At 72.3% G+C, this 21343-nt stretch carries 15 protein-coding genes; 6 read left to right on the plus strand and 9 right to left on the minus strand.

The window, feature by feature from the left end; translation table 11 throughout:
* The first annotated feature begins 10 nt into the window (after positions 1-10).
* Both ACYVD5_RS12480 and ACYVD5_RS12485 read left to right on the plus strand, forming a co-directional pair.
* Complete coding sequence (locus tag ACYVD5_RS12480) at positions 11-1273, plus strand: sensor histidine kinase (protein WP_461001161.1); 1263 nt, start codon at positions 11-13, stop codon at positions 1271-1273.
* On the plus strand, positions 1270-1932 hold the full coding sequence (locus ACYVD5_RS12485; RefSeq protein ID WP_461001162.1) for a response regulator: 663 nt from the start codon (positions 1270-1272) through the stop codon (positions 1930-1932). The genes ACYVD5_RS12480 and ACYVD5_RS12485 overlap by 4 nt, the downstream gene beginning before the upstream one ends.
* Positions 1933-2048: 116 nt before the next feature.
* Here the strand turns inward: ACYVD5_RS12485 and ACYVD5_RS12490 are convergent, their stop codons facing one another.
* From ACYVD5_RS12490 to ACYVD5_RS12505, 4 genes are all read right to left on the minus strand, one after another.
* The gene (locus ACYVD5_RS12490) at positions 2049-3860 is read right to left on the minus strand and encodes an ABC-F family ATP-binding cassette domain-containing protein (RefSeq protein WP_461001163.1); all 1812 of its coding nucleotides are present in this window, start codon (positions 3858-3860) and stop codon (positions 2049-2051) included.
* Between the two features lie 132 nt (positions 3861-3992).
* The gene (locus tag ACYVD5_RS12495; RefSeq protein ID WP_461001184.1) at positions 3993-4892 is read right to left on the minus strand and encodes a transketolase family protein; all 900 of its coding nucleotides are present in this window, start codon (positions 4890-4892) and stop codon (positions 3993-3995) included.
* Positions 4893-4945: 53 nt separating this feature from the next.
* Positions 4946-5641: a transketolase gene (locus ACYVD5_RS12500; RefSeq protein ID WP_461001164.1), complete on the minus strand. Its 696-nt coding sequence runs from the start codon at positions 5639-5641 to the stop codon at positions 4946-4948.
* Positions 5642-5901: 260 nt separating this feature from the next.
* Positions 5902-6852 carry a 4-(cytidine 5'-diphospho)-2-C-methyl-D-erythritol kinase gene (locus ACYVD5_RS12505; RefSeq protein ID WP_461001165.1) on the minus strand — a complete coding sequence of 317 codons (951 nt, stop codon included), beginning with the start codon at positions 6850-6852 and terminating at the stop codon, positions 5902-5904.
* Positions 6853-7088: 236 nt separating this feature from the next.
* Here ACYVD5_RS12505 and ACYVD5_RS12510 point away from each other — a divergent pair, with 236 nt between their 5' ends.
* The gene (locus tag ACYVD5_RS12510) at positions 7089-9140 is read left to right on the plus strand and encodes a serine/threonine-protein kinase (RefSeq protein ID WP_461001166.1); all 2052 of its coding nucleotides are present in this window, start codon (positions 7089-7091) and stop codon (positions 9138-9140) included.
* Positions 9141-9237: 97 nt separating this feature from the next.
* Here the strand turns inward: ACYVD5_RS12510 and rsmA are convergent, their stop codons facing one another.
* Positions 9238-10278 carry a 16S rRNA (adenine(1518)-N(6)/adenine(1519)-N(6))-dimethyltransferase RsmA gene (rsmA, locus tag ACYVD5_RS12515; RefSeq protein ID WP_461001167.1) on the minus strand — a complete coding sequence of 347 codons (1041 nt, stop codon included), beginning with the start codon at positions 10276-10278 and terminating at the stop codon, positions 9238-9240.
* 504 nt (positions 10279-10782) lie between these two features.
* On the minus strand, positions 10783-12264 hold the full coding sequence (locus tag ACYVD5_RS12520; RefSeq protein ID WP_461001168.1) for a ubiquitin-like domain-containing protein: 1482 nt from the start codon (positions 12262-12264) through the stop codon (positions 10783-10785).
* 270 nt (positions 12265-12534) lie between these two features.
* Between ACYVD5_RS12520 and ACYVD5_RS12525 the strand changes: the two genes are divergently transcribed.
* On the plus strand, positions 12535-13662 hold the full coding sequence (locus ACYVD5_RS12525) for a CaiB/BaiF CoA transferase family protein (protein WP_461001169.1): 1128 nt from the start codon (positions 12535-12537) through the stop codon (positions 13660-13662).
* A 51-nt stretch (positions 13663-13713) separates the two neighbouring features.
* On the opposite strand, the gene ACYVD5_RS12530 is transcribed toward ACYVD5_RS12525, so the two are convergent.
* Positions 13714-14646 (minus strand): TatD family hydrolase, encoded by a 933-nt coding sequence (locus ACYVD5_RS12530; protein ID WP_461001170.1) that lies wholly within the window; start codon positions 14644-14646, stop codon positions 13714-13716.
* A 228-nt stretch (positions 14647-14874) separates the two neighbouring features.
* A complete protein-coding gene (gene metG / locus ACYVD5_RS12535; RefSeq protein WP_461001171.1) occupies positions 14875-16692 on the minus strand; it encodes a methionine--tRNA ligase in 1818 nt (605 codons plus the stop codon).
* Between the two features lie 359 nt (positions 16693-17051).
* On the opposite strand from metG, the gene ACYVD5_RS12540 reads away from it, so the two are divergent.
* Entirely contained in the window at positions 17052-17516 is a 465-nt protein-coding gene (locus tag ACYVD5_RS12540; RefSeq protein ID WP_461001172.1) for a hypothetical protein, read from the plus strand.
* A 70-nt stretch (positions 17517-17586) separates the two neighbouring features.
* Positions 17587-20286, plus strand: a complete 2700-nt coding sequence (gene secD, locus ACYVD5_RS12545) for a protein translocase subunit SecD (RefSeq protein ID WP_461001173.1) — start codon at positions 17587-17589, stop codon at positions 20284-20286.
* A gap of 94 nt (positions 20287-20380) precedes the next feature.
* On the opposite strand, the gene rsmI is transcribed toward secD, so the two are convergent.
* Positions 20381-21259, minus strand: a complete 879-nt coding sequence (rsmI, locus tag ACYVD5_RS12550; RefSeq protein WP_461001174.1) for a 16S rRNA (cytidine(1402)-2'-O)-methyltransferase — start codon at positions 21257-21259, stop codon at positions 20381-20383.
* Between the last annotated feature and the right edge of the window lie 84 nt (positions 21260-21343).

Genomic DNA, 21343 nt, shown 5'->3' on the forward strand with positions numbered 1-21343 from the left:
GCCTTGGCGCATGCGATGGTTGGCCGCCTTCGGGACGAGAATGAACCAGGAAACCCCGGACAGGCTGCTGTTCACGGGGATGGTGGCCGGCGCCGCGCTCGTGCTCGGCTTCCTGTGGACCACCGACCTGGCGGGATGGCTGTCCGCGCCGGCGTTCCCGGACGTCGAGTGGGGAGGCCCCCCTCGCACGGTCTTTTCCCTGCTGCCGTTCGCCTCGGGCGCGATCGTGGCCGCGGCCGCAGTGGGGCTGCTGGCCCTGCGGCCGGGGAACAGGGTGACGGCTGCCTGCGCGACCGCCGCGGCGGCAGTGCCGCTGGCGGCATCGGCCGCGCTGGCGCCGCTGCCCAATGGGGAGTTCTTCGGCTACCCCTTCACGGCGTCTGAGGCGGCGGGACTGCTTCTGATCCTCTCGGTCACCGCCTTCCGCTGCCCTCCGCTGCCGGTAGCCGGGGTCGCCGGCGTCACCGCAGCGTCGTTCGTGTCGGATCGGCTGCGCGCGACCAACCTGCCCGAGGCCGCTGATGGGCAGCTGAGTGCAACGGTCCTGGGGGTGGTGGCAGGGCTCGCAGCAGGGTTCTACCTGCGGTGGCGCGCGGAGCAGCGCCGGTCCCACGTGGCGCGGGCACGCCAGGAGGAACGCCTCGCGGTTGCGCGCGACCTGCACGACGAGGTCGCACACCAGATCACCGGGATCGTGGTGCAGGTCCAAGCGCTCCAGCACATCTCCGATTCGGCACCCGGCCGCGCTCAGAGTGCGCTGCCCGAGATCGAGCGGTCGGCGGCGCAGGCACTCGCATCGATGCGGCGCCTCGTCTCCGCGCTGCGCGTGCCCGACGCGGCCGCCCCGGTCGACGGGAACGACGCCGCCACTGCGCTGCAGAACCTGCAACAGACCTCAGCGCCGGGGCGGCCGCGCGTCGACGTGGTCCTGGCTGGCCCGGTGGCCGACCTGCCCACCGACGTCGGTGCCGCGCTGGTGCGCATCTCCCAGGAGGCGGTGACCAACGCGGTGCGCCACGCGCGCGATGCCACCCGGATCGCCGTGGATGTGGCAGCGGGGCCCGGGCAGGTCAGCCTGGAAGTGCGCGACAATGGCCGGGGCGGCGCGTCGTCGTTCCGCGGCGGCGGCGGACACGGCCTGGTCGGCATGGCCGAGCGGGCCCGGTTGGTCGGCGGCGAGGCCACAGCGGGGCCCGCACGCGAAGGCGCCGGCTGGCGGGTACGCGCGGAGCTGCCCGTGCCTGGCACCCACTTGGCGGGAACCCGAGAGTGACGATCCGAGTACTGCTGGCCGACGACCAGAGCATGGTCCGCACCGGCTTCCGGCTGATGCTGGACGCCGAGCCCGACATCGAGGTGGTCGCCGAGGCAGGCGACGGGATCACGGCGCTGCAACTGGCCCGCGAGCTGCGTCCCGACGTCAGCCTGCTGGACATCCGGATGCCCGGCCTGGACGGTCTGGAGGTCACCGCCCGGCTGGCGGGCGGGCAGGTGCCCGACCCGCTGCGCGTCGTGGTGGTGACAACGTTCGACCTGGACGAGTACGTGCACGCCGCGCTCGGCAACGGCGCGGTCGGATTCATCCTCAAGGACGCGGGAGCCGCGCTGCTCATCGAGGCGGTGCGGGCGGCGGCCCGCGGCGACGCGATGGTGTCGCCGCAGGTGACCGTGCGGTTGCTGAGGCACTTTGCCGACGGTGCCCGCCACCGGCCCCAGGACCCGCGCCGCCACGACCTCACCGGGCGCGAGACCGACATAGTCCGCGCGGTCGCACTGGGCCTGACCAACGCCGAGGTGGCCGAGCGGCTGTACGTCTCGCTCAGCACGGTCAAGACCCACCTGGGCAGTGTCCAGACCAAGCTCCAGGCCCGCAACCGCGTGGAGATCGCTGCGTGGGCCTACACCAACGGCCTGATGGCCGCGGAGCAGTAGCGGGCGCACTAGTGCTCTGATCGGTTGGTTCGTTCTGGCGGGCGGCGCGCCGACCCTGCGGAAATGCCCAGATTTCAAGGCTGAGACGGGCATTCCAGCATGATCGTCGCCGGAAATTAGTCGCCGATTTTCTCGGATTCGGTGAGCCAGAGTTCTTCCAGCTCCTCCTTTTCGGCCTGCAGGGTCTTCAGTTCGGAGTCGAGGTCGGCCAGGCGGGCGTAGTCGTCGGCGGCCTGGGCCATCTGCTCGTGGAGTTCGCCCTCGCGGGTGGTGATGCGGTCCAGGCGGCGGTCGATCCGCTGGATCTCCTTCTGCACGCTGCGGCGTTCGGCCGCCGACAGCGACGGGGCCGCGGCCTGCGGTTCGGCGCCGGCGCCCGCACCGGTACCCGAGGCGGCCGGAGCCCCGGGGCGGTGGCCGGGGACCGCCGCGGTGTTCTCGGTCTGCTGGGCGCGGCGCTGCAGGTATTCGTCGACCCCGCCCGGCAGGAACAGCAGGTCGGCGTCGCCCATCAGCGCCAGCACGCGGTCGGTGACGCGCTCCAGGAAGTAGCGGTCGTGGCTGACCACCACCAGCGACCCCGGCCAGCCGTCGAGCAGGTCTTCGAGCTCGGTGAGGGTCTCGATGTCGAGGTCGTTGGTGGGCTCGTCGAGCAGCAGCACGTTGGGTTCGTTCATCAGCAGCCGCAGGAGCTGCAGGCGCCGCCGTTCGCCGCCGGAGAGTTCGCCGATGGGGGTCCACTGGCGTTCGCCGCGGAACCCGAACCGTTCCAGCATCTGGCCGGCGGTGAACTCGCGGCCGCCGATGCTGATGTGCCGGCGGACTTCCTCGATGGCCTGCAGCGGCCGCAGCTCAGGCGCCAGTTCGGCCAGGCTCTGCGACAGGTGGGCGAGGTTGACGGTCTTGCCGTGGCGCACCCGGCCGCCGTCGGGTTCGCGTTCGCGGGCCATCGCCCGCAGCAGGGTGGTCTTGCCGGAGCCGTTCACGCCGACGAGCCCGACCCGGTCGCCCGGACCGAGTTGCCAGGTGAGCCGGTCGAGAAGCGTGGTGTCGTCGGCGGTGAGCGTGAGGTCTTCGGCGTCGATGACCGTTTTGCCCAGGCGGGTGCTTGCGAAGCGCACGAGTTCCACGGTGTCGCGGACCGGGGGTTCGCCGGAGATGAGTTCGTTGGCGGCGTCGATGCGGAACTTGGGCTTGGAGGTGCGCGCGGGCGGGCCGCGGCGCAACCAGGCCAGTTCCTTGCGCATGAGGTTCTGCCGCCGTTCCTCGGCGGCGGCGGCCAGGCGTTCGCGTTCGGCCTTGGCCAGCACGTAGGCGGCGTAACCGCCCTCGTAGCGTTCGACGCGGCCGTCGACGACCTCCCAGGTGCGGTTGGTGACGGCGTCGAGGAACCAGCGGTCGTGGGTGACGATCGTGAGCGCCTCGCGGCGGCCGCGCAGGTGCGCTGCCAGCCAGGCGATGGCCTCGATGTCGAGGTGGTTGGTGGGCTCGTCGAGGACGATGAGGTCGTGGGACTCGATGAGCAGCTGCGCCAGGGTGGCGCGCCTGCGTTCGCCACCGGAGAGGTTGGCCATGGGCGCGCCGAGGTCCCACCCGCTGAGCAGGCCGCGCAGCACGTCGCGCACGCGGGCGTCGCCGGCCCACTCGTGTTCGGCGAGGTCGCCCAGCACGAACTCGCCCACCGTGGAGTCGGGGAAGGTATCGCGCTGCTGCAGGAAGCCGATGCGCAGGCCGCGGCTGTGCACCACCCGCCCGGAGTCGGGCGCGGTGCGGCCGGAAAGCACGGAGACGAGCGTGGACTTGCCGCCGCCGTTGCGCCCGACCACGCCGATGCGGTCGCCGTCGTCGACACCGAGGGAGACCTTGTCGAGCAGCACGAGGGGCCCGTAGGACAGGGACACGTCTTGCAGGTTCACGAGATTCGTCATCGTGCTTCCCATTGTGGTGGCCCGTGCGGACCCCTGCGAACACCGTCCACAGGCGCCGGCGCCGCGGGCCCGCCGGGGCGGCCGTCCTGGGCCGCCCGGCAGCGGGCCGGAAACGGGAACCGGAACCGCCGGTCAGGCGGTGAAGAAGTCGCGGGCCTGCTTGGCGATGCCCTCGGTGTCCAGGCCGTGCGCCCGGTCGTGGTCGGCCGGGGTGCCGTAACCGCGCACCTCTGTGTCGCGCCGCACACCCAGGGAGCGCTGGCGGTGCCTGCGGTCCCCCAGCGCCGCGGCGACCTCGTGCGCCGATGTGCCCGCAAGGTAGGGCTCGACGACGAGCACGTCGGCCTGCCCGGCGCGGGCCGCCAACCGGTTCAGCCCTTCGCGGTCGAAGGGCCGCACCGTGGCGGTGTAGGCGACCGTCACGTCGAGGTCCGCGGTGGCGGCCAAAACGCGGTCCAGCATGGGGCCGACCGCGACCACGACTCCGCTGGACCGGCCCGAACCCGATCGGACGGTGAGCAGTCCGGGGCCCGTGGGCCGCGCGGCGGCGTTGCCGCGCTCGCTCAGCCGCACATAGACGCGGTCGTCGCCGCGCATGGCCGACTCCAGCAGCGGGACGACCTCGGCCGCGTGGCCTGGCACGTGCACCGTCCAGTCCGGCAGCGTGTCCAGCAGCGCGACGTCGCCCGGTGCCATGTGGGTGCGGCCGTAGCCCGAGCCGTCGTAGGAGGCCCCGGAACTGACGAGTACCGCTCCGGTGCCCTGGTGACCCAGGTCCAGCTTGACCTGCTCGAACGGGCGCTCGATCAGGAACGGCGCAAAGGTGTGCGCGACGGGGCGCATACCCGTGAGCGCCAACCCGCCCGCGACGCCGACGACCAGCTGCTCGCGGATGCCCACGTTGATGACCCGGTCGGGGTGGCGCTGGGCGGCCGCGACGAACCGGTCGGCGGAGATGTCGGCCAGCACGACCGCAAGGCGCGGGTCGGTGTCCAGCGCGGCGGCGACGGTGTCGGTGAAGGTGTCGCGCATCGGCTGTTCGGCGACGGCGGTCGCCGGCTCGGGAGGTGCGGTGGTCATGGCGGTCATCCCTTCGGGCGGACGCGGGCGACCACGGCGAGCGGTCGGCCGCTGTGCGGGGCGGTGAGTGCGTCGTAGAGGGCGGGCTGGTCGCGGCCCTGTTCGGATCGGGCGGTCCATCCCTCGCCGCTGAAGCGCGTGCCGATGCCGCCGGGCCATCCGTGGGTCGAGGAGCCGTTGTCGATGACGACGGCGGTCAGGTTGTCCAGCCCGAGGCGGCCGGCGGCGGCGATGGCCTCGTGGTTGCTGCCCTCGTCGAGTTCGCCGTCGCCGACGAGCACGAACACGCGCGGGCGGGTGCGGCCCTGGGCGCGCAGCCCCAGGGCCATGCCCACGCCCAGCCCCAGGCCGTGGCCGAGCGAGCCGCTGCCCACCTCGGCGCCGGGAATCAGCGTCCGGTCGGGGTGCAGCCCGAGCGGGGAGTCGAACTCGGTCCAGCTGCGCAGGGTGGCCAGGTCGATGAAGCCCTTGGCGGCGAGCACCGCGTAGAACGTCATCGGACCGTGGCCCTTGGACAGCAGGAACCGGTCGCGGTCGGGGTCGTCGGCGGTCTCCGGGGAGACGTTGAGGATGCGGTCGTAGAGCACCCACAGGACTTCGCGGGTGGACTCGGCCGCAATCTGGTGCTTTTCGTCGCCGGTCATCAGCCCGATCAGCGCGGGCAGGTCGGCGTATCTGGTCAGTGCAGGTGCCGTTGACATGACGCCAGTCTCGGACCTCAACTTAACTTGAAGTCAAGGCCCTGCCGGAGCACGCCGCAACCCCGGAGAATGCGCTCAGGCACGGTGTTCGGCGGGCGCGGACATCCGGCACGGATGTACGGCGCTGCGTTCACCGGGCACCGGCGTCCAGTGTCCGGTGTCCGGTGTCCGCTGGTCGTGCGGCATGGTGCGACCGCCGCCGGGCGCGGCCGGGCCTCCTCACCGGTACGGCCCGCCGCCGCACCCGGCCGGCGCCGCTCCTACAGCACCGCCGCCCCCGGCACGTCGCCGTGGGTGGCGACCGTGTGGACGCAGTCCGGCGCCTCGCGCACCGCGGCGGCGATCCGGCCGGCGTGCTCGGGCGACTCGGCCAGGAACGCGCATGTGGGGCCGGAGCCCGACACGAAGGCGCCCAGCGCCCCCGCCGCCCGCCCGGCCTCCAACGTGCCGGCCAGCGCCGGCCGCAGCTCCAGAGCGGCGGGCTCCAGGTCGTTGCCCAACGCGGCACCGACGGCGCGGGCGTCGCCCGCTGCCAGCGCCGCCATCAACTCGGGATCGCCCTGGGGAGGCGGCGCAGCGGGGTACAGGCGGTCGTAGGCGGCGAACACCTCCGGGGTGGACAGGCCGCCGGCTGACAGCGCGAAGACCCAGTGCAGCCGCGCGGCGCACTCGGCCGGCGCCAGCACCTCGCCGCGGCCGGTGCCCACCGCCGTACCGCCCAGCAGCGGGAAGGCGACGTCGCTACCCAGCCGGGCCGCCGGTTCCAACAGCTGTTCGCGGCTGAGCCCGCCGCCCCAGAAGGCGTTGCAGGCCACCAGCGCCGCCGCGGCGTCGGCGCTGCCCCCCGCCATCCCGCCCGCGACGGGAATGGCTTTGCGCAGACGCAGATGCACCGGATCGGTTGCACCGATTTCGCGGGCGAGCATGTCGGCCGCGCGCCAGGCCAGGTTGCCCGCATCCAGAGGAACCCGCACCAGGTGGGAGGCCAGACCGCCGCCGCTCGCGTCCTCGGCGCTGAGCCCCGCGGCGGCGCTGTCAGGCCCCCCTGTTGCGCGCGTTGGCGCGCCGGTCACGGTAACCTCGTCGAACAGCGCTACAGCGTGGAAGACATTGACCAGATCGTGGTATCCATCTCCGCGCGCCGGCCCCACCGCCAGCTTGAGGTTCACCTTTGCGGGGACCCGAACGGTCACGGCGGTAGTAGTGGTCACGAGTCCTAGATCGTAAAGGAACCCCCACCCCAGTGAAGCCCCGTTCTGCGAGACCGGGCGCCCGCGCCCCCGGCGGGACCGGCTGACTCGGTGGGCGGCTCCTTGGCGGTCCCCCATCCGCCCCGCATTCCCGGCTGTCCGCATCCGGGCACCGTGGCCTGCACGGGTGGGTATCAGGGCACAATCACCGCTACCTTGGGGCGAGGCGGAGTTAGGACACCGTCGGGGAGGGTCGCTTGCCGTCGGATGGGCTCCCGAAGAACCTGGAACCGTTGGCTGCCGGAGATCCGGCGACCATCGGTCCTTATGTGCTGGCCGGTCGCCTGGGCAGCGGAGGAATGGGGACGGTTTACCTGGGCCGTACCCCCGAGAAGGGCGCCCAAGTCGCCATCAAGGTGATCCGGCCGGAACTCGCCTTTGACGAGCCCACGCGGGCCCGCTTTCGCGACGAGATGGAAAACGCCCGCAGGGTCGCCTCGTTCTGCACCGCCAAGGTCCTCGACCACGGCACCTTCGAGGGCCGCCCCTACATGGTCACCGAGTACATCGCGGGCACGGCCCTGGCCGAACACATCTCCGAACACGGCGCGCTGGACTCCAGCACCCTGCACGGCTTCGCCCTGGGCGTCGCCGCGGCGCTGGCGGCCATCCACCGCACCGGGCTCGTGCACCGCGACCTCAAGCCGGCCAACGTGCTGCTGTCGCTATCGGGGCCGCGGGTGATCGACTTCGGTATCGCGCGGGCAATGAACACCGCCACCAACCACACCCAGACCGGCATCGTCATGGGCAGCCCCGGTTGGATGGCGCCCGAGCAGCTCCTGGAAGAGAAGGTCACCACCTCCGCCGACATCTTTGCCTGGGGGTGCCTGGTCGCGTTCGCCGGCAGCGGGGTCCACCCCTTCGGCAACGGCGACGCCATGACCCTGGGCAAGCGGGTGCTGTTCGCCGAACCGCAGATCGGCAGCCTCGACAGCCCGTTGGACCGGTTGGTCGCCCAGGCGCTGGCCAAGGAGCCCGAACGCCGCCCCAAGGCCCAGGACCTGCTGCTGGAACTGGCCGGCGGCGAAGAAGCCGCCCCTGGCGGCGACGACGCCAACGAGATGGTCAGCCACGCGCTGCACAACTCCTGGCACCCCAACCTGCCGCCGATGGCGCCGATGCCCCAGCCCGGGCCGCCGCCCAACCCGCACCAGGCGGGCGCCGGCATGCCCCACTCGGCACCGCCGCACCCGGGCCCGCCGCCCGGGCCGGGCGGGCCGCCTCCTGGCCCCTACCCCGGACCGCCCCAACCGCCTCCCATGCCCGCGCAGCCGGCGCACCAGAGCCAGCCCATGCAGCGCCCGGGCGGTATGCCCCCGGGCCCGCAGGGGCAGCCTCAGGGCGGCCAGGCCGCGCAGAGCGCGCCGGCACCGCCTCAGGGGCCGCAGGGTCCGCACGGCCAGGGCGGGCCGCACGGTCCGCCGCCGCACGGACCGGGTCCGCACGGTCCCGGTCCGCAGGGCCACCAGACCGGCCAGTTCCCAACCGCATCGCCGCACCAGACCGGCCCGATACCGCAGGTACCGCCGCCCGGCCAAGACCAGGGCCAGGGCACGCGTCCGCGCGCCCAGCCCTACGTGCCGCCCGCGTCGCTACCGCCGCACCGGCCGATGCAGCCGGGCAAGCGGCGGATACGGTGGGTGGTCATCACCGCCGTGGCCGCGGTCGTCCTTGTCCTGCTGCTATTCACCACGCTCACCCTGCTGGGCCAGCAGAACCTGTTCTGGCCGGGCACCGGCGGCTCGGACAAATCCAGCGGCAGCGAGTCTGACGGCGGCGGCGATGGCGAGCAGGACGCCGGAGCGGGTGCGGCGCCGGACGCCGGGCCCCAGGATTCCGGCGGCGCCGCGGCGTCCAACACCGCCAGCGACGGCCGCATGGTGTTCAAGGTGCGCGAGTACGAGTGCACGGCGCAGGTCGAAGGCCGTTCGAGGGCCACCAACGGCACCTACTGCGTCTTCGCGGTGACCGTGCAGAACACCAGCGCCGATCGGGTCACCCTCGAACACGCCCAGCAGCGGCTGGCGCGCGGCGAGCAGGAGTTCCTGTCGGCGTCGAAGCCCTCGGTCACCGAGAACCAGGCGTCGCTGTGGCAGCCGATTCCCGGCGGGGGCCAGGCCGAGGGCAAGCTGGTGTTCATCGTGCTGGACGAGTCCGAGGTCGACTCCGGCGCGCTGCACCTCAGCAGCGGCGACATCGACTCGCCCGCCGAGATCGATGTCGCCGACGTCTCCAAGAGCGTCTGACGGCGCCCCGCTGAGCGGCCGGGCCGCCCGGCCCGGCATGCCGCGGCGCCGGCGCCGACCCGCTCCGCCCGGTGCGGCAGCGGGGCTCCGGGACGGTTCAGCCCTGCGGGCCGTCTGCGGGATCCCCAGCGGGGGGCGCGCCGCCGCCCGGCCGGTCTCCGGGCGCCTCAGCCGCGGGATCCGCGGCGGGACCGGCGCGATCGGCTGCGTCGGCGTGCGCCGCGATCCGGGCGAACGCGCCGATGTCCAGCGACTCCCCGCGGGCGCCCGGATCGATCCCGGCGGCCCGCAGCACCCGCTCGGCCGCGGGCGCCGAACCCGCCCAGCCGGCCAGCGCCGCACGCAGGGTCTTGCGCCGCTGCGCAAAAGCCGCGTCGACGACCGCGAACACGGTGCGGCGGTCGGGCGTGGCCTCTGCTCCGCCGCCTGCGCCGGGCTCCCCCGCCGCGCTGGGCGGCGCACTCCTGCGGCGCAGCGCCACGAGCCCGGAGTCGACATTGGGCGACGGCCAGAACACGCTGCGGCCGACACTGCCGGCTCGGCGCACTTCGGCGTACCAGGCCGCCTTGGCCGAAGGCGACCCGTAGGTGCGGCTGCCGGGCCCGGCCGCGAGCCGGTCGGCGACCTCCGCCTGCACCATCACCAGGCAGCGGTCCAGGCTGGGCAGCAGTTCCAGCAGATGCAGCAGCACAGGGACCGCGACGTTGTAGGGCAGGTTGGCGACCAGCGCAGTCGGCGCGGGGCCGGGGATCTCGGTGACACGCATGGCATCGGCGGTGAGCACCCGCAGCCGGTCGGCATGGTCGGGGGCGAACTCCGCCGCGGTCTGCGGAAGCGCGTCGGCCAGGCGGGGGTCGACCTCGACCGCGGTGACGGCGCGGCTGTGCGGAAGCAGTGCCAGTGTCAGCGAACCGAGCCCGGGCCCGACCTCCAGCACCACGTCGTCGGCGCCGACGCCGGAGGTGCGCACGATACGGCGCACGGTGCCCGCGTCGATGACGAAGTTCTGCCCGAGGGTCTTGGTCGGCCGGATGCCGGTGCGTTCGGCGAGCCGCCGCACATCACCGGTGGTGAGCAGGCGCGCGCCGCCGGCGGAAGGGGAGGTTGCCGTGTCGGAGTCGGCATCGGAATCGGTCACTGCCACATTGTGCCAGCACACCGGTGCACCGCGGCGGGCCCGTGGCGCAGCGGAGCCCGCGGCGGGGCCGTAGCGCCGACCGCTGCGGGCCGGCGGCTCAGGTTCGCTGTGCGGCCTTGTCCGCGGCCGGGTGGCGGGTGATCTGCGCAGGAAAGCGGCACCGAGGGCGGCGGTTGGTCCCGGTGGGTGCAGGTGTGTCCGTTATGTCGGATTGCGGGGCTGTAGTCGGCGATGACCCTGCGGAAATGCCCATCTCAGCCGTATTTTTTGAGCATTTCCGCATGATCACTTCGGTGCGCCGGGTGGCCCGCCGCCTGCGGGCGGGAACGGTGATCGCCCGCCCCGCCTCCTGCGGCCGTTGCTGCCGCTTTCCAAGTTCAGACCGCCTGTGGCCGACAGCGGGCAAGGCCGCTCAGCGGACCCGTGTCGGTCGGGCCGGTCCAGGCCACCCATGAGACGACCGCGGGAAAGGCCGCCGAGCGGACCCGTGTCCAATTGAACAGGCTAGTCGAACAGGTGCTTGCCGCATTCGGGCCATTGGCCCTGCCAGTTGCCGTTGACCATGTCGTAGAGCTTCTGCGCGCGCATGGTCTGCTCGCTGGCGCTGGCGTCGGCCGGGTTGCCCGAGCCGCCCGCCGACTCCCACGACGCCATGGAGAACTGGTAGAGCCCGTAGTAGCCCGCGGGGTTGGTCGCGGTGGGGTCGCCGCCCGATTCGCACTCGGCCAGCGCGGACCAGTTGAGGCTGGAGGCTTCGCCGGAGGTGTCGATCTCGGGTTCCTCGGGCTTGGTGCCGATCTCGGTGATGCCCTTGACCGGCTTCTTGACCACCTTCTCCTTGATGACCTTCTCGGTCTCCACGCCGCCCTTCATGATCTTGGCGGTGGTGACCTTTTTGACGCCGTCCTTGGGCTTCTTGACGACCTTCTCCTCGCCCTCGGGCAGGTCCGGGTTCTCCCGCTCCTCGACCTCGGCCTCGATCGGGACCTCTTCGGTCTGGGGCTCGCCGATGATCTGGGTGACGTTGATGATCATGCCGTCTTCGGGCTTGGTGCCGGCCTTGGGATCGACCTTGTCGTGCTCGCCCAGGGTGATCCCGTGGTCTTTGAGGACCTGCTCGACCGTTTGCGCGGTGGTGGCGGTCTCGGTCCGGACCCGGTCGCGCAGGATGACCACCCTGCGGGCGGCGGTCCCCTCGACCTCCAGGCCCGACATCGGGATCGCCTTGTCCGAGTCGACGGACAGTTTCAGCGACTCGGGGTCCCTGCCGATCTGGTTCAGGGCCTCGCCGACCGTCAGGGCGGTCACCCAGTGCTTCTTCGACTTCCCGTCGACGTTCAGTGTCAGCTCGCGGCCCGACCGCACCAGGATGTTGGCGCCCCGGCCGATTTCGGAATCCGGGGAAGGCGCGACCGCGTCGTGCTTGCTCAGCGTCACGCCGGCGGAGTCGAGCACGTCCTGGACGGTCGACCCGTAGGTGTGCACTGTCTGCTGTTCGCCGTCAACGTTGAGGGTGATGCGCTGGTCCATGGCAAAAGCGGTGCCGCCACCGACCAGGAGCAGCACCACCGCGGCGAGCACACCGACCACTGCGCCGCGGGACCGCAGCAGCGGCACGTCGGGCATCCCGAACCCCGGGAACCCGCCGGAACGCTTGCCGCCTTTGCCACCATTTCCACCCTTGCCGCCGCCCCGGCCGCCGGGCGCCGGGCCGGCGGCGGCAAAGGCGGCCGTTGCGCCGTCGACCGCCTGCTGCGGCGCGGTACCGGCAGGGCCGGCGGGCCCTGCTCCGGAGGCGTTACCGGGGCCGTACCCGGCGGCCGCCGGGTATTCCGGGTGTCCCGGGCCTTGCGGGTACGCCGGGTTGTCCGGCGTTCCGGGCGGCGGGGCGGCGCCGTGGCCGGTGCCCTGCTGTTCGGAGCGGCCCGGCTTGCTCGGCGCCCTGCGGCTGCCGCGGTGGGAACCGCGGTTCGACGGACTACGCACGTTGGTCTCGGCCTTCGCGATCGCTCACGGACGGGAGGGGATTCTCAGGCGCGCGGGCCGGAGGATGCGGGGGTCTCCGGCGGGCGGCTCGCGGCAGTCGGGGGCTGAGAGTGCCTCATCCGACCACGGCCGCGTACGGGAAAGTATCACACCCCTTGCCAAGGCGCTTTCGGTCTGACCGAATCCGGATAGCGGGGCATCGTGCCGCCGGATCTCCGCTTGCTAGCGTTGGCCCCTGTTCCCGGATCGCCGCCCCAGGAAAGGTCGCCAATGGGTCCCTTGCACGGAATCCGGGTCGTGGAGTTCGCCGGGATCGGTCCCGGGCCCATGGCCGCCATGCTGCTCGCCGACCTCGGCGCGTCGGTCGTCCGGCTGGACCGGCCCGGCGCCGCCGAAGCCGCCCGCCAGGGCAACCGTCCGCACATGAGCGCCGGTCGGCCCGTGCTGGAAGCGGACCTGAAGTCGGAGGAGGGCCTGTCCACCGCGCGGCAGGTGGTGGCCGCCGCAGACGTGCTGCTGGAGGGCTTCCGCCCGGGCGTCATGGAGCGGCGCGCGCTGGGACCCGACACCTGCCTGGAGCTCAACCCGCGGCTGGTCTACGCCCGAATGACCGGGTGGGGCCAGGACGGGCCGCTGGCCCAGGTGGCCGGCCACGACATGAACTACATATCCCTCAACGGCGCGCTGCACAGCATCGGCCGCCGCGGCGGCCCACCGGTCCCTCCGGTCAACCTGCTCGGCGATTTCGGCGGCGGCACCATGTTCGTGGTGACCGGAATCCTCAGCGCGCTGGTGGAGCGCCAGACATCGGGCCGCGGCCAGGTGGTCGACGCCGCCATGGTCGACGGCAGCGCCCTGCTGATGTCCATGGTCTACGAGGACCGCGAGCGCGGCGCGTGGACCGACGAACGCGGCACCAACTACCTCGACACCGGCGCCCCCTGGTACGACGTCTACGAGTGCGCCGACGGCCGCCACGTCTCGGTGGGCTGCATCGAGCCGCAGTTCTACGCGGCCTTCCTGGCGGGGGTCGGGCTGGCTGAAGCCGACCTGCCCGGCCAGTGGGACCGCGAGAACTGGCCCGTGCTGCGCACACGTTTCGCCGAGGTGCTGCGCACCCGCACGCGCGACGAGTGGGCCGCGGTGTTCGGGGATACCGACGCGTGCGTACAGCCGGTGCTGTCGATGGCCGAGGCCGCCGACCACCCGCACGTGCGCGCCCGAGGCTCGGTGGTGCGCAACGACGGCCGGCTGTACCCGGGCCCGGCTCCCCGTTTCGACCGCACCCCGGGCCGCGCCACCCGCGACCCGGGGTTCTGCGAACCCGGCCTCGGCGCGACCCTGGCGGAGTGGGGCCTGGACGGCCTTACCGCAGCGCCGGAGGGCGAACCGGAGTAACGGACCCGGCCACCGGCCAACCCGGCTCCCCAGCGGCCCGGGAGCCTGCTGTTATGCGGGGCGGTCCAGCCCGAAGGCGCGCCGACCGTTCGCCGCGACGGCGGTGGCCAGGTCGTCTTCGGCCATGCCCTTGGCCGCGGCAAGGGCGCGCAGCGTGTGGGGCACAAGGTAAGGAGCGTTGGGCCGGCCCCGGTAGGGCTTGGGTGTGAGGAAGGGCGCGTCGGTCTCGACGAGCACAAGTTCGGCGGGTGCCAGCGCTGCGGCCTCGCGGAGGGGTTCGGCGCTGGCGAAGGTGACGTTGCCCGCGAAGCTCATGAAGTAGCCGTTGGCGGCGCAGATCTTGGCCATCTCGGCGTCGCCGGAGAAGCAGTGGAACACCACGGTCTCGGGTGCGCCTTCCTCGGCGAGGATGGCCAGCACGTCCTCGTGGGCGTCGCGGTCGTGGATCATCAGCGCCGTGCCGTGCCGTTTGGCGATGGCGATATGGCGCCGGAACGACTCCTGCTGGGCCGCCATGCCCTCGGCACCGGTGCGGTAGTAGTCGAGGCCGGTCTCGCCGACCGCGCGGACCTGCGGCAGCGCGGCCAGCCGGTCGATCCCGGCCAGGGCGGTGTCGAGCCCGGCGAATCCTTCGGGCGGGCGGGCCTTGCCGGCCCAGTCGGTGTCGTCGGCCTCAACGCCCGCTGCGCCGTCGCCGTGCACGATGCGGGGAGCCTCGTTGGGGTGCAGCGCGGCGGCCGCCCAGACCGTGGGGTGTTCGGCGGCGATGTCGGCGGCCCACTGCGAGGACGCGAGGTCGACCCCGACCTGCATCAGCGGGGTGACGCCGACGGCCTCGGCCGCCGCGATGATCTCGGGGACATCGGGGGTCTGCATGTCCATGTGGGTGTGGCTGTCGCCCACGGCCACCCGCAGCGGCTCAGGCGCCTCGGGCGGGGTCTGGGCGTTCCGGTTCCGCACGGCGCTGCCGCTTCGCTTGCCCATCGGTCGTTTCACTCCATCGCTTGCTGGTCCGTGCCGTCGGTGCCGCGCCGGTGCCGCGGGCCGCACACGGGTGCTTGCGGGCCGGATTGGCGGGGCGGCACCGGCGGGCGCAGCGGTTGGCCACCGGGGCAGCCAACCGCTGTGCCCGCCGGCCAAGGCCGGGCACCCGTTGCCGGGCGGCGCCCGGCCGGGACCGGGCGGCCGCCGGGCGGTGCCGCCGGCCTGCCGTTACCGCGCGGCTTCCTCAAGCCGGGCCACTTCTTCGTCGGCCACGGCGGGGTCGAGCTTGGTGAACAGCGGCGTGGGGGGCGCCAGTGCGGTACCCGGCCGGATCGGCACGGATTCCCACGCGGCCTGGTCGTCGGCGTAGTCGCCGGTGATGACCGGGTACTCGCTGGGTTCGGGGTCGCCGCCGATGGTATCGGTGGCGGTGGCGATGCGCGGCATACCCGACCACACGCCGGTACCGCCCAGCATGGCGTGGACCTTGTTGGCCGACGCCGGCAGGAACGGGGTGAGCAGGGCGTTGGCATCGCGGACGAGTTGCAGCGCAACGTGCAGCACCGTATGCATCCGCTCGGTATCGGTCTTGCGCAGCGCCCAGGGTGCCTGGTCGGAGATGTACTTGTTGGCCTCGGCGACGGTGCGCATGGCCTCCTGCAGGCCCAGCTTGAAGCGGGAGTGGTTCAAGTGCTCGCCGACGGCGTCGAACGCGGCCGCGGAACCGGCCAGCACGCGGCGGTCGTCGTCGGTGAGTTCGCCGGCCTCGGGGATGGCGCCGACGTACTTGGCGGCCATGGAGATCGACCGGTTGACCAGGTTGCCCCATGCGGCGACGAGTTCGTCGTTGTTCCGCCGGACGAACTCGGCCCAGGTGAAGTCGGTGTCCTGGGTTTCGGGTCCGGCCGCGATGATGTAGTAGCGCAGCGCGTCGGCGGAGTAGCGCTCCAGGAACTCGCGGACGTAGATGGCCACGCGCCGCGACGAGGAGAACTTGCGCCCCTCCATGGTGAGGAACTCGCTGGACACGACCTCGGTGGGCAGGTTCATCGCACCCAGCCGGCCGGGTTCGCCGCCGCGGTCGCCGAGCCCGTTGTAGCCCATGAGCATGGCGGGCCAGATCTCGGCGTGGAAGACGATGTTGTCCTTGCCCATGAAGTAGTAGCCCTCGGCCTGCGAGTCCTGCCACCAGCGGCGCCAGGCATCGGGGCTACCGGTGCGCTGCGCCCATTCGACGGCCGCGGACAGGTAGCCGATGACCGCGTCGAACCACACGTACAGCCGCTTGTTGGCGTTTTCGTTCCAGCCTTCGAGCGGGATCGGCACGCCCCAGTTGAGGTCGCGGGTGACCGCCCGGGGCTGGAGGTCGTCGAGCAGGTTCAGCGAGAACTTCAGCACGTTGGGCCGCCACTGGCCGGACTTGGACTGCAGGTAGGCGCCCAGGGCCTCAGTGAACGCGGGAAGGTCCAGCATGAAGTGTTCGGTGTCGACGAACCGCGGGGTTTCGCCGTTGACCTTCGAGACCGGGTCGATGAGGTCGAGAGGGTCGAGCTGGTTGCCGCAGTTGTCGCACTGGTCGCCGCGTGCGCTTGCGTAGCCGCAGATGGGGCAGGTGCCCTCGATGTAGCGGTCGGGCAGCGTGCGGCCGGTTGAGGGCGACATGGCGCCCTTGGTGGTGTGGGTGAAGATGTAGCCGTTGTTGTAGAGCCCGGTGAACAGTTCCTGGGCGACGGCGTAGTGGTTGCCGGTGGTGGTGCGGGTGAACAGGTCGTAGGACAGCCCGAGCGCGACCAGGTCCTCGACGATGACCCGGTTGTAGCGGTCGGCGAGTTCGCGCGGGGTGGCGCCCTCTTGGTCGGCCTGGACCTGCACCGGCGTGCCGTGCTCGTCGGTGCCGCTGACCATCAGGACCTCGTGCCCGGACATTCGCTGGAACCGCGCGAAGACGTCGGAGGGGACCCCGAACCCGGAGACGTGCCCAATGTGGCGGGGGCCGTTGGCGTAGGGCCAGGCCACCGCGGTCAGGATGTGGCGTTTCGACGACATGCCCCAAGCCTAAGGGGGCCGGGGCCGCGATTCACCCCGATCGGTGCGCCTGTGGAAACCGCCGCGGCCGGAGCCGCCGCCCGGCACCCCGCTTCCCGCCGCACGTTCCCGAGGCCGCAGGGGCACCGCTCGCCCTTGCGGCCCCCGCATGCGGCGCGCCGCACAGTGCCCTGCCGGCTGCCGGCAGACCCGCGCGGCCTCGGCAGGCCGAGCCGCCACGGCGCGCAGGGGGCTCGCACGTCGGTAGTGTTGGCGCTTAGGCTCGTTTGCCGATAGTAAGCGCTCGCCCGGCCGCCGCGCCGGGCCCGCAGACGGCCCGCGGCCCATGTTCGACGAAGGCGGTGGTCACGGTGGTCGCCATGGTCTTCCGTGCCCTGGCGTCGCTCGTCGCGACAGCCCTGCTGCTGGTCGGTGCCCCGCTGTCGCCGAGCGCGGCCGCGATGCCCGCACAGGCGGCGCGGCACGCACCGCTGGCGGTCGGCGCCATGCCGCAACCGCGGCCCGAGCCCCGGCCCGACCCCGATTCCGGTTCCAGGTCCGGATCCCGATCCGATTCCGGGTCCGAAGACTCCGATCGGGACCGCACCCTACTGGCCGAACGCGACTCCGGCGCAGTGGCGGTCGCGCTGACATCGTGGAGCACCGACCACCGACCGATGGTGCGCGACCACCCCGATGCCTACACTCCCGTGCTGCCCTGGATCGCCGACCTCGGCCGCCCCTGGGCCCGGGTGGCGCCGCCCGGCTCGGAGGACATGCCCGATCTCAACGGCGCCTTCGCGCTGCCTTTCGGCCGGGCGCCGCCCTTCACCGAACACATGTGAACCCGTCCAACAGCGGCCGGGCGCGCCGCCCGCCGCCGAGTCTGCATGAATGTTCGTGAAAGGTAGTCAATTGTCCACCCAATCGGGAGCCGGGACGCGCTGGTTGCGCGGCATCGTCTCCCTCGCCATCATCATCGGCGCCTTCGGTGCCGCATGGTTCATACCGCCGAAGCTGGGGCTCGACCTCAGCGGCGGCACCCAATTCGTCCTGGAAACCCAGGAAGGCCGCGACGGCACCGAGGCCAACGCCGAAAACACCGACCAGGTCATCGAGGTGCTGCGCGAGCGCATCGACAGCCTCGGCGTCAGCGAAGCCACGATGTCGCGCTCCGGCGAGAACCGCATCATCGTCGAACTGCCCGGTGTGCAGGACCCCGCCGAGGCCGCCGACATCCTCGGCCAGACCGCGCAGCTCACCTTCCACCCGGTGCTCGGTATCCAGCCGTCGCAGGGCGGTGGCATGGGCATGCCCGGTGGCATGGGCGGCATGCCCGGCGCCGCGGGCGGCGGTGCAGGCGGCGACTCCGCCAACGCTCCGGCCGATGAGGCCCGCGCGCCCACCGACGGCCAGGGCGGCTCCGGAGACGGCGGTTCCGGCGGTTCCGGGGGCGAAGGCGGCGGCTCCGGCGAGATGACCCAGGAACAGCAGGAGCAGCTTGAGCAGCTCATGCAGGGCCAGGGCGGCGGTGCCGGCGCCGGAGGCGCTCCGCAGCAGCAGGCGGCCGACCCCGACAAGGTCGCCCGCACCCTGGCCGACGAGCAGGGCCAGCAGCTCCAGCTCGGCAAGTCCCGGATCCAGGGCGACCAGGTCGCCAGTGCCGAAGCCGTTCTCGACCCGGCCACGCAGACCCAGTGGCAGGTCAACGTCAACTTCAAGGGCAGCGGCGACGACGCCTGGGCCGACCTCACCGGCAAGGCCGCCTGTGCCGACCCCGGCCAGCCCCAGCGCAGGGTCGCCATCGTGCTGGACGACAAGGTCATCTCCTCGCCCGAGGTCACCCAGGACACCGCCTGCGACGTCGGCCAGACCGGCGGCCAGACCACCATCACCAGTAGCACGTTCAACCAGGAGAGCGCGGAAGACCTGGCCGTGCTGATCGAAGGCGGCTCGCTGCCGCTGCCGGTCACCGAGGTCCAGCGCCAGACCGTCGGCCCGACCCTGGGCGCCGACGCCATCAAGGCCAGCCTCATCGCCGGCGCTGTCGGCATCGTGCTGACCGGCATCTACATCTGCGTCGCCTACCGCCTCGTCGGCTTCCTGGCCTCGCTGGCGCTGGCCTGCTACACGCTGATCGCCTACGCGGCACTGGTGGCGCTGAGCGCGACGCTCACGCTGCCCGGCTTGGCCGGGTTCGTGCTGGCCATCGGCATGGCCATCGACGCCAACGTGCTCATTTTCGAACGAGCGCGCGAGGAGTACCAGCAGCAGGACAAGGTCTACCGGGCCAACAAGTCCGCGGGCATGGCCGACGCGGGCGATACCGAAACCGAGTCCGGGTCGGGGGGTGCGCTCTCGCGCCGCAGGCGCCGGGCGATCCCGCCGAACCTGCAGAAGGCGTTCGTCCAGGGCTCGCAGAAGGCCTGGAGTGCGGTGGTCGACACCAACATCACCACGCTCATCGCCGCGGCGCTGCTGTTCGTCTTCGCGTCGGGCACGGTGCGGGGCTTCGGTGTGACCCTGGGCCTGGGCACCATCGCCTCGATGGTGTCGGCCCTGGTGATCGCCCGAGTGCTGGTCGAATGGGCGGTGCGGCGCAAGGCCGTCCAGAAGCGCCCTGCCGTCACCGGCATCTCCAAGATCAGCACGGTGCGCACCTGGCTGATCAAGCGCAACCCCGACCTGATGTCGCGCGGCAAGCTGTGGCTGGGCATCGCGGCGATGATCGCCGTCGTGGCGGTGGCCGGCGTGCTGATCCGCACGCCCAACTTCGGCGTCGAGTTCACCGGCGGCCGGGTCATGGACTTCACGACCGAGCAGAGCATCAGCACCAGTGATGCGCGCGACGCCATCACCGAAACCGGGTTCCCCAACGCGGTCGTGCAGGAGTCCGGCGACGGCGACCTCTCCGTGCGCACCGGACCGATCAGCGACGAGGAGGCCGCCGACATCCGCGGGGCGCTGGCGTCCGAAGCCGGCGGCGCCGAGGTGATCTCCGACCAGAAGATCGGCCCCAGTATGGGCGACGAACTGCGCAACCGCGCTCTCATCGCGCTGGTGGCGGCGCTGGCGCTGCAGATGGTCTACCTGGCCTGGCGGTTCCGCTGGTCCTTCGGTGTGTCGACCATGCTGGCGCTGGCGTTCGACATCGTCCTGGTCATCGGCCTGTTCTGCTGGCTGGGCCGGCCCATCGACGGCGTGTTCCTCGCGGCCATCCTGAGTGTTATCGGATTCTCGGTGAACGACTCGGTGGTGGTGTTCGACCGGGTGCGCGACGATTGGGCCAACGACACCAAGTCGAGCTTCGCCAAGATCACCAACACGGCCATCCTGAACACCATCCCGCGAACGGTGAACACCACCATCGGCGGTGTGTTCATCCTGGCCACGCTTGCGGTCTTCGGCGGGGCGTCGCTGCGCGACTTCTCCGTGGCCATGCTGGTCGGCCTGGTATCGGGTGTGTTCTCAACGGTGTTCGTGGCGGCGCCGCTCGCGTCGTGGCTGCAGCGCTGGGACAAGACCGCACCGCCGCACGTCATCCGCGAGAAGCGCACCAAGCAGCGCAAGGAAATGCGCAACGCCCGCGAGCAGACCGACGGCGCGGTCGTCTAGCAGGCCAGTGGGCCGGCCAGGCCTGGCAAGCCTGGCCGCCGACCTCCGCCCCGCGGGGCCGGTTTTCGGACCGGGCCCGCGGGGCGCCGCTTATTCAGCGGTGTGCGGCGTCGTAGACCTCGCGCTTGGGTACCCCGAGTTCGCGGGCGACCTCGCGGACGGCGTCTTTGCGTGAGACGCCTTCGGCCTCGCGTTCGGCAACGGCCGCCGCCAGGTCCTCGGGGGTGCGGGACACGGCTGCGGGGTCGGCGCCGGCCACCACGATGGTGATCTCCCCGCGCATCTGGCCGCCGGCCCATTCGGCCAGTTCGGCCAGCGGACCGCGCCGCACCTCCTCGTAGGTCTTGGTCAGCTCCCGGCACACCGCCGCGCGCCGGTCGGGGCCGAACGCCGCTGCCATGGCCGCCAGCGTGGCGGCCAGGCGGTGCGGGCTCTCGAAGAAGACCATGGTGCGCCGTTCGGCCGCCAGCCCGCCGAAGTGGCCGGCCTGCCCCTTGCGGGGGGCGAACCCCTCGAAGCAGAACCGGTCGGTCGGCAGCCCCGACAGGACCAGCGCGGTGGTGACCGCTGTGGGCCCCGGAACCGCGGTCACCGGCACGCCGGCCTCGGCACACGCCGCCACCAGCCGGTAACCGGGGTCGGAGACGCCGGGCATGCCCGCATCGGTTACGACGAGCACGTCGCGGCCCGCCTGCAGCTCACCGAGCAGCTCCTCGGCTCTGCGGGGCTCGTTGGCGTCGAAATAGGAGACCACCCGTGCACCGGACTCGCCGCCGAGCCGCAGGTCCGCTCGGGCGGCGAACTGGCGCAGCCGCCGGGTATCCTCCGCGGCGATGATGTCCGCGCCCGCCAGGGCGCGCAGCAGCCGCGGCGGGGCGTCGTCGCGGTTGCCGATGGGCAGTCCCGCCAGAGTCAGCGTTCCCGGCTGCTGCGCGGCGCCCGGATCCTCGGCCCGTCTCGGCCCTGCGGTCACGTTGCACCCATTCTCTAGACGCTACGGTAAGGGAGTGTTCTGCGGATGACCCGGGATCGGAGAGCGGCCCCGCCCCGCGGCGGC

The sequence above is a fragment of the Streptomonospora sediminis genome (genome assembly GCF_054778995.1).